A 13656-nucleotide genomic window follows, 5' to 3' on the forward strand; every position below is an offset into this window, starting at 1 on the left:
AATGGCCACGCTCAGCAAGTTAGACAAGCTTAACTATTCAATCGGCATCATCGACAAGGTGACGGGTCCGGTTAATAAAGTCATGGCTAAAATTAATCAGCTGAGCCAGCAAACAGCCGCCGCGCAAGATCAAATGATGCGCGGCGCAGCCACGGCCGTTGGCGGTGGTTACGCACTGGCTAAATCACTAGCTCCCGCAATTGATCACGTTGCCGCGCTGGGCGAAGTGCAGTCATTAGGCGTTGCCGACGACGCATTGCAAAAGCTAACCAAAACCTCATACGAATTTGGCTTTCAATTTGGTGGCAACTCTGCCGAGTTTGTGCGCAGTGCATACGATATTCAATCAGCCATTGCTGGGCTAACGGGCGATGAGCTATCAGAATTTGCTAAAACATCAAACATACTAGCGGTAGCAACCAAAGCCGACGCGGCCACCATTACCAGCTACATGGGCACCATGTATGGCATATTCGAAAAAACAGCTAACAAAATGGGCAAGTCTAATTGGGTAAACCAAATAGCAGGCCAAACCGCCACCGCAGTACAACTTTACAAAACCACCGGTGCAGAAATGCAAGCGGCGTTTTCAAACCTTGGCGCAACTGCAGCAAATATTGGCCTAAGCTCAGCCCAACAATTTGCCCTAGTGGGCGAGTTACAGCTAGTTGCTAAGTCGGGTTCGGTTGCGGGCACGCAAGCCGCATCGTTATTGCAAGGCATTGGCAAGGCGCAGCAGTCGTTAGGCATTCAATTAACCGACGACAACGGCGACATGCTTGCAATAGACGTGGTGCTAGGACGTATTAACAACCGCCTTTCATCGCTGGGTTCTGTAGCGCGCGGCGACGTGCTAACTCAAATATTTGGTAAGCAAGGTGCAAAAGCGGTCGACGTACTAAGCACTAAAGTCGACAAATTAAAAGACGGCATTGCCGTTTTTGAAGGCGTGCAAGACAACTCAAAAGCGGCCGAAATGGCAAACATCATCGCCAGCCCGTGGGATAGGCTAGGCGGCTCATTTAATGCCGCAGCCACAGCAATGGGTAACCGCTTATTGCCAGTGGTTGAGCCATTTGTTGAAGTGCTAGCATCAATGTTTGCGGGTATCGTTTCATTAACAGATGAGTTTCCGTTCCTATCAAGCGTTATATCAGTAGCAGTGGTTGGCGTAGTAGCACTTATGACCGCCTTTGGCCTAGCCACGTTTGCAATGGGATTATATAACTTTGCAACAGGCATTGGCATAACGCTAACCAATGCACAGCTAATAGTAACTAAGCTATGGCAGGGCGCATTAATCGCACTGCGTGTTGCAGGGTTCTTATCGCTTATAGCTACCATGGGTGCGGCCGCTATTGCCATGGGCACATTTAAAGCAGTTATGCTTGCAGGCCAAGCGGCCACCTGGCTATTTAACGCAGCGCTTTGGGCAAACCCATTAACATGGATTGTTATAGCAGCCGTTGCGTTAATCGCCGCTGTTGCCGCACTTATCTATTATTTTGACGACATAACCGCCGCATTTAACGAGTGGGCGCAAAGTTCAACCGTGTTTAAATACCTTAAAGTTGCGTTCGACCTGCTAACGCTGCCACTGCAATTAGTGTGGCGGTTGATAAAAACAATAGCCGTAGGAGTGTACGATTTTTTTGCACCCGCATTTTCGGCAATTAGCAGCGTGGTTATGGGGATGATTAACGCCATAGGCTCAGCATTTTCGTATGTGGGTAATTTACTGTCCAGCTTTGGCGGCGCCATCACCGGGTTTTTCTCAGGCATGGGGAGTTCTGTATCAGGTTTTTTCACCGGAATTTGGCAAAGCGCAGTCGACATAATTGAATCGCTAATAAATTATTTAACCGAAACGTTCGGATTTTTGGGCGAATTTTTCGGCGGCATAGCCAGCGGCATCAGTGGAATATTTGACGGCGTAAGTAGCTTTATTTCAGCCATCGCCGACAACGGCGTATTAAACTCGGTTATCTCGTTTTTCTCAGACGACGAGCCAGCAAAAGTATCAAACAAAGTTGAGCAGGTAACCCAAGCAGTTCAGCCGCAAACAATGGTTATGCAAAGTGCCGACCAAGCATACAGCCGCGACTACGGCCAAAGCGTTATCAGTAAAGCCAGCGCGCCAGCTCAGCAAGCAAGCTCGCAGTATGTAGCACCAAGCAGCACTGTAAATTATGCAGCGCCTAAAGTAACAACAATTACCGCAACCGAAGAAATGCGAGCGCAAGCCTTAGCAGAGCAAGCCGCAAACGACCCTGTTTATTCAGCGCAACGCGCAATGACCGAGCGTGAAGCCGCAAACGATGCATTTAAATTTACTAGCCAGCACTTACCTGCAGTGCCAACCGACACCACAGCGCCGTTAAATTTACAGGCGCAAGCACGCAGCCAAGCATTAATAAATAATGCATTCCCAAGCGAGCAAAACAACGCAGTAACTAACAGCGCTACTAGCACTGCAATTAATGAAGCTGTAAATAGCAGTGTAGCTAACGCTACGCAAAACAGCTTAGCGCCAGCGGCCATAGCTGCCCAGCCAAAAGTCATGACTGAGCGAGAAGCCGCCCAAAACGCCTTTAAATTTACTAGCCAGCGCTTGCCTGCAGTGCCAACCGACACCACCGCACCGTTAAATTTACAGGCGCAAGCCCGCAGCCAGGCATTAATAAATAATGCATTCCCAAGCGAGCAAAACAACGCAGTAAATAACAGCGCAGTAAGCGCCACGCAAAACAAAGCAGTTACGGTTGCAAGTAACAATATTACTAACTCGGCAAATTCGCCTGTTTATAACCCTAAGCAAGCGCAGCTGGTAAGCGTTAACCAAGGTGCAGCACCAGAGCCAGCATTACCCAGCGTAAAAACAGATCAGGTAATTACTAACACAGCCAGCAACAGCGCCGAAAAAGCACAGCAAATTAGCGCCGAGCAACAGGCCACTGCATATAAGCCTAAGCTGCAAAAGTCGGCTTACCTGCAAAGCCTAACTAACAACAGCAACAGTACAAACAGCAACAGCAATAGCAGCGACAGCAGCAAGCATATAAGCATTGAGAACGTAAACTTTAAATCAGACGACTTAGCGCAAAGCTTTGAGCAAATGATGGAGCTAGCAGGTTAATGGAATTTGATATAGCGCTACACATAGACCTAGAAATACAAGACGGCGACTTTATGCTTAACGACTCGCTAAGCCCAAGCACGTTTAAAAAAGCAGACGTAATAAGCCAGGATATAAAGCACCGCATTTTAGAAAGCGGCTTACTAACCAAGCTTGTTGGCCTGCGCAACAAAAACGCCATAGAGCCAATATTAACCGAACTCGAGCTACTAACCGAGCAAGACAATCGCGTAAAGCCAGGCACAATAAAAGTGCACCGCAACGACGACGGCACACTAAGCATTAACGCACAAACGCGCCAGTATGGGAGCAGCAATGAACTTTAAAACAATGATGCAAAATGCAGGCTTGCCAATGGACGAGCAATCAGCAGCAGAGCAATGGCAAGCACAACTAAAAGAGCAAAACATACAGGTTGTTAATAACTCACCGTTTAGCCCTTTTTGGCGCACCGTTGAAGCGCTGATCACCAAGCCGCTAGTGCAGCTATTAAACTGGGTTGCACAGCAACTTATGCCAAATCTATTTATAATGACCGCCAACCGCGAATCACTAATAGAAAAGCACGGCCCAGCTCGCAACGTATTTATTCAAGCAGGCGTAGCGGCTCAAGGCATACTCACGTTCACGCGCCAAAACACCACGGGCGAAAGCTCAATTACTGCCGGTGCGCAAATTGCTACCGACGTGCTAGGCGAACAAGTATATAAATTAACGCTAATGCAAGATGTGAATTTTGCAGCAGGGCAAAGCACGGCGTACGCATTAGCGCAAGCGCAAGAGGAGGGCGCAGCATATAACTTGCCAGCAAACGCATACCGTTATTTTGCTGAGCAGCAAGATGACATAACAGTAACTAACAACCAAAACTGGCTAATAAAGCCCGGGGCCGACACAGAAAGCACAGAGCATTACCGCCTACGCATACGTAACGTGTTCGGCACCGCCGCCCGCTGGCACATTAACGCAGTGTACAAACAAATAATTGCAAGCTTTGGCGTGCCAATAGATAACATCTATATTCAAACCGGAGCGCCACGCGGTCCAGGTACAGCAAATGCCTACATATATTTAGACATAGGCGCAGTGCCAACCGCTTTGCTGGGGGCAATTAATCAGCACATAAGAACCGCAGGGCATCACGGCTTAGGCGACGACTTTATAGTGTATGCAATGGCAACCACTGGGTTTAATGTAACAGCAACATACAAACTGCACTCGCAAAGCGAAGACATACAAAGCGAGCTAACAACATTTATACAAGCAGCGTTCAGGCAAAATGCAGCGTACGCGCCTACCCGCGTTGCGCACCAGTGCGTGTTCAGTGTTAGCCAATTGGTGGCAGAGTGCCACGCGCAATTTAGTGAACTGCAATCAATCAAGTTCGACATTGACGACATAACCGCCGCCAACTGGCTACCCGTGCTTTCATCGCTAACAGTAACTAAGGTCGAAAATGGCTAACCAAATAGCAACATGGCTAAACAAAGGCTACGCCGAAAAGCTTGTAAAAGCGGCTACAGGGTATTGGAGCCAGTCGCGCAATTACGTTATGTGGGCTGTGCAGCAAAAAGACGAGCTGCAAAACGAAGAGCCAATTCTCGGACTGCTAGCGTGGGAGCGGTTAACGCAGCGGTTAAATAGTGAGCCGCTGGATCTCTACCGCAAACGCGTGCAGCACGCGCTAGTCAATACAATTGACGCCGGAGAAATAGCAACCATAAAAGATATTTTTAACCGGCTGGATCTCCAGGTCATAAATGTGCGCGAGCGAATAAACGGTCGCGACTGGGATATTATTGCAATCGACATGACCGACTCAGCACTAGCAAGTGCATACGAGCTATTGCCAGAGCTAATACAGCTCTACGGCCGAACATGCCGCCGATACGAGCTAACAGTGCATAACTTGGCAGCAGTATCGCTAAGCCTTGGCCTAACGCATGTGCAATGGGATAACAACTACGTTAACTCAGCAACAAAAATAAACGCAATAACGGGCATTGATCACGGCGTAGTTCATAGCTTTTTGGGGTTAGACGCACTAACAAGCAACACGCGCCACCAAGCAACAAGCATTGGTGTACAGCACAGCATTACAGCGCACCAGCATTATGGGTTTTTAAGCAAAGACGGCGGCATAAGCACCGCCAAGGAGCAACTATGAATCAGGCAATAACCGGCATAATGACCAATGCTGGCAAGGCATACATAACAACAGCAACGCTGCAAAACAAAGGGCTTGAAGTAACAGAGCTAGTATTTGCAAATATACCCGGGTTAAACGAGCAAGAAACCCGCAACCCAAGCGAAAAAATGCCGGGCGGCGCACAAATAGTTTATCGTCGCAACATAGATACGTCAGGGTATGTAGATGCAAACACAGTCGCGTGGGCAGTAGTGTTAGAGCAAGATATAGGCGACTTTGACTACAACTGGATAGGCCTAGTTACGCGCAACGGCACGCTGCTAGCAGTAGATTACTTACCACTGCAGCGCAAGCGTCAAGGTGTAAACAACGTGCACAACCGCTCGTTTGTTTTAAAGTTTGCGGCAGCCGCAGCCCTAGCGCGCATTACCATTCCAGCGCAATCGTGGATGTTCGACTACAGCCCGCAAATTGACGCGCTAACACTGTTAGCAACCAGCAATGCAACGGCACAAATAAACAACATGCGCCGCACTGTGCGCAATTACTTTTTAAATAAAAACTTCAGCAATTTCAGCAAGGAACTATCATGAGCGTAACGCAAATAAACCAGCTAGTAACCGCAGCCGACCAGCTAACAACAGCAATCGAAGGCAAAGCAGCAGAAATCGACAGCAAAACAACGCAGCTAGACCAGTTCGTAAAGGCCAAGGCAAACGAAATGGCAGTCGTTGCATCAGACGGTTACCGCAAGGCAATCGAACACGCATCAGGTGGCCGCAATAAAGTGATCATCGACGAACAGGGCAACCCAAATGTGATGGTGCCAATTGCCCCGTTCACATATGAAGAGTTAGCCGCTGCAATCCAAGAAAAATACAGCATAGACTTAAACCTAGGCACAGGCATTCCAACCATGTTTATGCGCAACGGTGTTCAGCTGGGCGAAGTGTACATTGGTAAATACCTAGCATCAGCCGGAGCAAATGGCGGCTGCAGTGTTATCGGTGGCGTACAGCCTCGCACATCGGTTAATTACGACCAGGCAAAAGCGCTATGCAACAACAAGGGCGCTGGCTGGCACATGATGAGCATTCACGAGTGGGCAGCAATAGCGCTGTGGTCTTATGCAAATGGCACAGTGCCGCGCGGCAATACAAACTACGGTCGCAGCCACGAAAACAAATTAGAAACAGCACGCCGTGGCGACAACGGCTTACCAGGCGATGCATCAGGCCTAGGCAGAACAGACACCGGCAAAGGCCCTGTAACATGGTCGCACGACCACACCGAATGGGGCATTCAAGATCTAGTGGGTAACGTGTTCGAGTGGTTAGACCAAATGATGCTAAACGAAGGGCAGATCATTACTACGCTTGACAATAACCCAGCAGTAATTGAAGAAAACTGGAACAAGCACACGGCGTTTTTCGACTCGCCAACGGCAAACACAGAAGGCACCGGCAGCGCTGGATCTCCAAAGCTAAGCAACAGCGTTACAAATCGCAACGGCCCAGTAGGTAATGACGCAAAAGACAACCCTTATTTAACAAATAGTCATTTTGCAGCAATCGAAAAAGCACTCGACTACAACAAAATCGAGCTGTTACGCCGTCTGTTAATCGAGTCTGAATCAACCACAACCGTTGGCGGCTACATCAGCTGTCGAAATTATGGCTCTCGATTCCCGCGACGTGGCGGCCAATGGAGCTATGGCTCGAGCGCTGGGCTGGGCGCGCTCGATCTGAACTATGCGGGTTCGTATGCGAGCAGTACTTTCGGTTTTCGTCCCGCTTTCTTTGCGTAATTGGTTATTGAAATTTGAACCCCGCGCGATAGCGCAGGCATAACTAACAATTTAAAAGGTAAAACGATGTTTACATATATTTACAATGACGTAAGCCATAACAACACAAGCGCTGAGTACATGCAAAACTTAGGTATGGACCAAGAGCAAATTGAATCTGTATTAAATCAGCAGCAGTTTGAGCTTAGCCAAAACCTAGAAAAGCGCCAGGCGGCATACACAAAAGAGTCAGACCCGCTATACATGGAGGCGCAGTTCGACGGCACGCCAGAGTCGCTACAAAAATGGCGCGACAAAGTGGCCGAAATTAAAGCGCGCTACCCATTGCCAGAAAGCACAGCAGAAAATGCATAACATAGCGCTATGCTACCACCAAGCCGCCGCCCCTTGCTCAATGCAAGAGGGCGCGCAGCTGCTTGCATCGGCAATAAAAGACGACTCGCGCACAGATAAGCCAGCACAATATAACGCGCTGCTTTTATCTGTAAGCGCAAATGACCCCACCGCACTAGCTAGCAAGCTCAGCACAATAAATGAATACTGCCCAATAGCCGAGTTCATCGCCTGCGCGCAATACGGCCAAAGCCAAAGCACGCTAGAGCAAAGCAAGCTGGCAACGTACGAAGGCCAGAGTTTAGAGTGGCAAATAAACGCCCTACAAAACTGGCTGCCCCTGCGTGAAAAACAAATGGCAGCTGAGTTAGTGGCCGCGAGCGACAGCGGCAAGCAGTTAGTAACCACCATCGACGATGCACTAACCCAAGCCGCAGAGCTAAAAACCGCCCGCGACCAGCGATTAAATCAAGCGCAGTTCACAGCAAAAAGCAGCGCCGTAGATGTGCAATTAATTACTGCAGGAAGCGCCAAGCAGCTAGCCGATGCAATCACCCGCAAAGGCAGCTACCAAATGTATTGGGCAATGTGCGTATTTGTAGGCCAAGTAGCCGAGCTAAATAGAATTAAAGAGGTATTATGAGCATAGCACTCGACGGCTGGAACGTGCCGGGGTTCGAAACCCGCGTAAACGCAGGCGTAAAATTAGCCGGTGGAGATATGTCAGGCCTTGGCAGCTTTTCACTAAGTAGCGACCAAGGCGTAAAGTCGGGCACACTAACCGTAAATACTAAAATCCCATTTAACGAAAGCGCTAGCCTGGCATTATTAATAAGCAAAGCAAAAGCGCTGGACGAAAACGGCGCACGTATTATTTACACAGTAAATAACGAGCTAGCCGCAGCATATAAAATACGTAAAGCAAAATTCGATGGCGACATAAGCGCCAGCGAAATAGAAAACAAAAAAGGCTGGCAAGTAGCATTTAAACTGGTAGAAGTGCAATCTGTATCAGAGCGCGAGCAGCAGCAGCTAGACGAGCAAGCAACCGAAAGCGCCCAGCCGCAAGCAACAACCAGCAACGACGACGTACAAAATAAATTTAACGAGGTCGAAGGGCCATGAGTGCTCGCCTCTCTAACACGCTAACAATTGGCGGCAACACAGTAACCAATATTGTTAGCAAAACCGTGCAGCTAGACATTGCCAGCACAGGCCGCGCAAAATTTGAAGTAGTCGCAGAGCAAGAGCCAAGCGGGTTGGTCGAGCTGCACCTAGGTTACACACTTGATAATATGATCCCGTATTTCCTTGGCGTAATAGAGTCAAAGCACCAAGCCAACGGCCGCTGGTATTTAACCTGCCGCGAACTGCTAGGCGCGTTAAGTTTTCCCGCCCCGCTTGCTATTCGTCACGCAACAATAAAGGCCGTGCTCGATGAATTGGCAAAGCTCGGTGTTGAGTTCGTAACACCTGAAAACGCCGAATATTTAAATAAAATAGCACCCGCGTTTTATCACAGCGGCACAGGTATTGAGGCGCTTAGGCAAGTAGCTAAAGTGTGGGGCATTAGCGATTTTATATTTCAGCAGCGCCCAGATGGCAAAATATTTGTCGGCAGCTGGCACGACTCGCGCTGGCCACTCGCAGCAATAAACGACTTTCCAGAGCACACAATAACAGCTAAAAGCTCAACCACCGGCGAGCTAATAGCTATCCCAAAATTAAGACCAGGCATACAAATAAACGGCCGCCACATAACCGAAGTAACACTAATCAACGACAGGATGCACATACGATGGTCAAACAAGCCATTAAACGCCTAATACAGCGCTACTTTCCAGAGCTAAGCGAGCGTAAACACCTGCCGCAATTGGCGCGCATTGAAAAAATATATGACCTACCAAGCGGTGGCGCAGCCATAAGCACCGCATTTAGGCCGCTAAAAGCAGCCGACGTGCAGCTATTAAACCCGCTAACAGGCGAGCCATTAGCCGTGCCCGTATTTCAACAGGTAACACTCGGCACAGGGCAAGCATCCGACCACGGATTATTAAACGAACCAGCGCCAGGCATGCATTGTTTAATACAGTATATTGATGGCCTAAACAGCCATGCCGTGATCACCAATTTACTGCCATGGCAAAGCCTAGTGTCCGAGCACAAGCGAACAGATGTAACGCTGCAGCAAAGTAGCCGCAGCAAAATACAAGGTCGCGACGGTAACTGGAACACCACAACCGACGGCGACATAACCCAAACCAGCGACACAAATAAAACAACAGCACGCAGCAGCGAGCAAAATTACCACGAGCGCAGCGCCAACATAGCCACGCACGACACGCTAAAAATAGACGGCAATCAAGTAACCGAAATAATGGGCGCGCTAAAAACTGTGGTGGGTGAAAAAGCCTTAATCGTTGCACTTGAAGGGTTATTGCTAGGCAGTAAAAAGCAGGTAGACATTGAAGCCACCGAAAACATGAACCTAACCACACTCAAAACCCTACACGCCAAAGCCACCGAACTGGCAAAGGTAGAAGGCAAAACCGTGTGGCTGGGAAATAACTCAGTAAACGTAGCGCAAGTACTGCTAGATTTAATAAGCCTGGTTAAAGATATAAACCAAAGCCTAGAAACCCACGGTCACACAAAAACAGGTGCGGGGCCACCAATTACCAAGGGAAAGTTTGCGGGCCACAAATCAACAGCCAGCAGCTTAAAAAGCACACTAGAGCCAATAGTAGAGTAAGCAGAGAGATTACAAGACAGTTTGAAAAGGGGTGTGTATAAAAGTGTGTACAAATTATTTTATGTATTATTTTAAGTTTTTATAAAACAATTGATTAGCTAGTTTTGATTATAGTCGTGCCAATAGATTGTTGCTTGATTTTGCTCTTGATATGCCATTTGAAAACCCTGAGTAGTTAACTTAAAAGCGCCTAAATACGCGCCAAGTTACTAAAATAATGAATTATTTAGATTATGGCATATGGGCGAGGGAGTTTATAGGTTTGGGGGATAAATGATGTGTTAGTACACTTTTTTAATTTTGAGGGCAAGGACTTACCTAATGCTTAATTAAGTAGTTCCAAAGTGGGCTTTATTGCTGCGAATAAAATTAACTGTTACATTTGTAATCATATTATACGAAAGGACTCTGTAAAAATGAAACTCAATCAAGTTTTATCAATTGTTAACCAAGTCGAAAAATCTAAATTCATTTCGTGTCTCGACCGCCTTTGTTCTGATGCTGCGAAAAATAATAAAAAACTAGCTAAAACAATAGACAATATTGACGGTCAAATTAAAAACGCATCTGGTAGCGAAATTACCCAATTATTCCATACGGTCAGAGATTTTTTTAAATGCTCTGTAAAAGATCAAATATTAATGAGTACAGCACAACTCAACTTGCTAGTTAATATTTTGAGTCGTGATGGGAATGGAGTTGCTCGAATTAGCTGGATTGAATCGCTTTATGAGAAAGAGTGGGCTGAATTATCAAGGCTTTCTAAAGAGCTTAAAGAGTATATTCAACAAAATTCGGCTGAAAGCATTTTAGAAAGAAATCGCGCCTTGAAAATTTATCATTCGTGCATGAAAGAAGCATACTTTAATGATGAAAAGAACAATCGCGATGCTAAAGTAACTGACGATGAGCGCAGCATTCTGAATGTGCTTGCAGATGAGTTGAATTTAACAACAGATGAATGCGCTGCTGTAGAGCATTTAGTCGATGTTATTCCTAAAAATGGAGTGTTGGATGCTTTAAATAGCCTGAGGGATATGGGGTTATTGTTTATAAGTAAAAAGCGCCAAGAAGTGTTCATTCCAGATGAAATAGTAACTTTACTTAATGAAATTCAAGGGAAAGATTTAGCTGATAAATATATATTAAGAATCCTTAGAACTCTTACAGACGCTGAGCTTTCAAATGCACTCAAAGCGCATGGGCGTAAAATAAGAGGCGTAAGCCGAACTGATAAGATTCAAACAATTATTCATTCAGGACTTAGCGCAGCTAAATTATTATCAGACGATATTCACAATGTTGAAGATAATCAAAATCAACGTAAAGAACGCTTAAAACAGTTAATACAAGACTTAGAAATTGACACAGAAAAACTTGGTACTACTTTAGATGAACGTATTGGTTTAATACTGTCATCGCTATCAGGTGCAACAGAAAAGGAGTTTGATTCCCTCAGTGCTAGTGGATTTAAGCAGCTTCTAAAAACATTAGAAGAACATTTCCCAACAATGCAGGTAGTGCTTAAAGAAGCATTTGAGCTTGAAGCTAATCAAATAATAGATACTGAACAATTACGTGCCTTAAGTATTACACCTCACGATATTCTATATTTACTTTCAAATGATGAAGTAAGGGAAGTTAGAGATAGTATGGGGCTATCTAAACGAGGTAATGCGCGTTTTGCTATTTTAGAAAGCTTTGCTAACGCGACTGATAAACTAATTGAAAATTACGACGCACTAGCGCGCCGCGATATTAATACTCTTAGAGAAGCTGGTGCAGATGTAACAGAAGCTGATATTGGTGTTAAGTTTGAAGAAGTCACAAAAGCAATTTTTGAACTACTAGAGCTTAATATCGACGAGGACCTTCGTAAAGACTTAAATACCGCTAAAGATAAAGCAGATATCGTAATTTCACTCAGTGATAACGATATAATTATAGGTGAAGCAAAAACATGTAAAAATGGAGATTTTGCCAAATATTCAACAACATCGCGCCAAGTAAAAGCCTATGTAACTCGTGCAGAAAACCAGGGTAAGCGCGTTGCACAAGTGTTGATCATCGCCCCCAGCTTTTCAGATGATTTCATTGAGTCCGCCGAAATGGATACTGAAGTAAATATCTCATTGTTAGAAGCGCATGGTCTTAAGTTAATACTTGATGCTTACAAATCTAAACGTAATCCAAGTTTCGCTCCTAAGTTACTTACTAAAGGTGGTTTGTTAAAAGCAGAGTTAATAGCCAAGAATATTTAAGGCAGACACTAAAGGCATGTACTAACTTTAAAAATTAGTTAATTTAATAAAAGAAAGATCTACCTAATACAATGAGATTAAAATTAAAAGTAACATTCCTTTGCTCATTCCTTATATCTACTAGTGCTTTAGCTGGACTGGCTAAAGTTCAAGTAAATGGCTTTGTCCTTGAATACGAGCTAGCTGGTAAAGGTAAACATACTATTTTTCTTGAAGCGGGCGGCTCTGCTGGTTTAAGTGATTGGGACCCGGTTTTTGAATCACTTACCAAACACGGTAAAGTTATACGGTATTCTCGTATTGGTAATGGTGGTTCTACGCAAATAAAGAAAAACTATAGCTCAGAAGAATATGCAGCGGAGGTTGAGTTATTACTCAAAACACTGAAAATAGATGAGCCTGTTGTATATATTGCGCATTCTTATGGTGCTTATATTGCACGTGTATTTGCTGCAACATACCCTAATCAGATTAAAGCGTTGATGTTAATTGAGCCTGCATCAGAGCACGATGTAGATATTATGCGCGCGATTGATTTGCCACGCGCTGAAAAAGAAATTGCAGCAATAAAGCTCGACGATATGAAAAATGGAATGTCGAATCAGTATTTAGATTTTTGGGCAAAACGCCCGCTACCAGATTATCCACAAATTGCTGATATACCCGTGACAGTAATTGCCTCAGTTAAAAAGTATAAAAAGTCATCTGTATTATTTTTTACCGACAAAGCGCGGGAAATGTGGGGCGACTTACATTCAAAGTGGGCTAATGCATTTCCTCAAGGTGAAATAGTTATAACAGATAAAAGCTATCACTACCCGCAAAAAGATGAGCCAGAAATGGTTGTAGCCCAAGTAGTTAAGTTGCTTGAACGTACTAAATAAGGTGTTGGTTCGGTTGCTGATTGTATAAATACCAATTGCCGTAAATTAGTAATTTGGCATTAGACTAAAGTCTATAGGTTAGATTTATTCACTTATTAGGTTTGTTTTAATCGTTTGTCGGTTTTGTGTTAATTCTCTAAAGTTTAGTTGTCGGCAACAAGTACGACTAACTAATACCAATTTTATTAAAACATGATCATTTTAGCGAATTAAATAACTCACTAACGGCGTTAAAAATTACTTATATAGAACGACTATATTTCATAATTTTTGCCTTGTTATTAAGCTATTTTCTTGACGCTAAAAAAGCTCACTAATTTAAACAATTGGCATA

13 protein-coding genes are annotated in these 13656 nt (G+C 45.2%); all 13 read left to right on the forward strand.

The window, feature by feature from the left end:
- The first annotated feature begins 1 nt into the window (after position 1).
- The 13 genes from PARC_RS06825 to PARC_RS06885 all read left to right on the forward strand — a co-directional run bounded on the left by PARC_RS06825 (position 2) and on the right by PARC_RS06885 (position 13322).
- Entirely contained in the window at positions 2-3136 is a 3135-nt protein-coding gene (locus PARC_RS06825; RefSeq protein ID WP_033012577.1) for a phage tail tape measure protein, read from the forward strand.
- Positions 3136-3462 (forward strand): DUF2590 family protein, encoded by a 327-nt coding sequence (locus PARC_RS06830; protein ID WP_010553476.1) that lies wholly within the window; start codon positions 3136-3138, stop codon positions 3460-3462. Before PARC_RS06825 ends, PARC_RS06830 begins: the two co-directional genes overlap by 1 nt.
- Positions 3452-4600: a baseplate J/gp47 family protein gene (locus PARC_RS06835; protein WP_010553477.1), complete on the forward strand. Its 1149-nt coding sequence runs from the start codon at positions 3452-3454 to the stop codon at positions 4598-4600. The genes PARC_RS06830 and PARC_RS06835 overlap by 11 nt, the downstream gene beginning before the upstream one ends.
- The gene (locus PARC_RS06840) at positions 4593-5303 is read left to right on the forward strand and encodes a hypothetical protein (RefSeq protein ID WP_010553478.1); all 711 of its coding nucleotides are present in this window, start codon (positions 4593-4595) and stop codon (positions 5301-5303) included. The genes PARC_RS06835 and PARC_RS06840 overlap by 8 nt, the downstream gene beginning before the upstream one ends.
- Positions 5300-5878: a phage tail-collar fiber domain-containing protein gene (locus PARC_RS06845; RefSeq protein ID WP_010553479.1), complete on the forward strand. Its 579-nt coding sequence runs from the start codon at positions 5300-5302 to the stop codon at positions 5876-5878. Before PARC_RS06840 ends, PARC_RS06845 begins: the two co-directional genes overlap by 4 nt.
- Positions 5875-7092, forward strand: coding sequence for an SUMF1/EgtB/PvdO family nonheme iron enzyme (locus tag PARC_RS06850; RefSeq protein ID WP_010553480.1), 1218 nt, complete (start codon positions 5875-5877; stop codon positions 7090-7092). Before PARC_RS06845 ends, PARC_RS06850 begins: the two co-directional genes overlap by 4 nt.
- A 66-nt stretch (positions 7093-7158) precedes the next feature.
- Complete coding sequence (locus tag PARC_RS06855) at positions 7159-7446, forward strand: hypothetical protein (protein WP_010553481.1); 288 nt, start codon at positions 7159-7161, stop codon at positions 7444-7446.
- Positions 7439-8068 carry a hypothetical protein gene (locus PARC_RS06860; protein WP_010553482.1) on the forward strand — a complete coding sequence of 210 codons (630 nt, stop codon included), beginning with the start codon at positions 7439-7441 and terminating at the stop codon, positions 8066-8068. Before PARC_RS06855 ends, PARC_RS06860 begins: the two co-directional genes overlap by 8 nt.
- Positions 8065-8550, forward strand: a complete 486-nt coding sequence (locus PARC_RS06865; RefSeq protein ID WP_002960001.1) for a baseplate complex protein — start codon at positions 8065-8067, stop codon at positions 8548-8550. The genes PARC_RS06860 and PARC_RS06865 overlap by 4 nt, the downstream gene beginning before the upstream one ends.
- A complete protein-coding gene (locus PARC_RS06870) occupies positions 8547-9251 on the forward strand; it encodes a hypothetical protein (RefSeq protein WP_010553483.1) in 705 nt (234 codons plus the stop codon). The genes PARC_RS06865 and PARC_RS06870 overlap by 4 nt, the downstream gene beginning before the upstream one ends.
- Entirely contained in the window at positions 9224-10177 is a 954-nt protein-coding gene (locus PARC_RS06875; RefSeq protein WP_010553484.1) for a hypothetical protein, read from the forward strand. Before PARC_RS06870 ends, PARC_RS06875 begins: the two co-directional genes overlap by 28 nt.
- A 416-nt stretch (positions 10178-10593) precedes the next feature.
- Positions 10594-12438 carry a hypothetical protein gene (locus PARC_RS06880; RefSeq protein WP_010553485.1) on the forward strand — a complete coding sequence of 615 codons (1845 nt, stop codon included), beginning with the start codon at positions 10594-10596 and terminating at the stop codon, positions 12436-12438.
- Between the two features lie 71 nt (positions 12439-12509).
- Positions 12510-13322, forward strand: a complete 813-nt coding sequence (locus tag PARC_RS06885) for an alpha/beta fold hydrolase (protein ID WP_010553486.1) — start codon at positions 12510-12512, stop codon at positions 13320-13322.
- Positions 13323-13656 lie beyond the last annotated feature (334 nt).

It is taken from the genome of Pseudoalteromonas arctica A 37-1-2 (assembly GCF_000238395.3).
Lineage (GTDB): Bacteria > Pseudomonadota > Gammaproteobacteria > Enterobacterales > Alteromonadaceae > Pseudoalteromonas > Pseudoalteromonas arctica.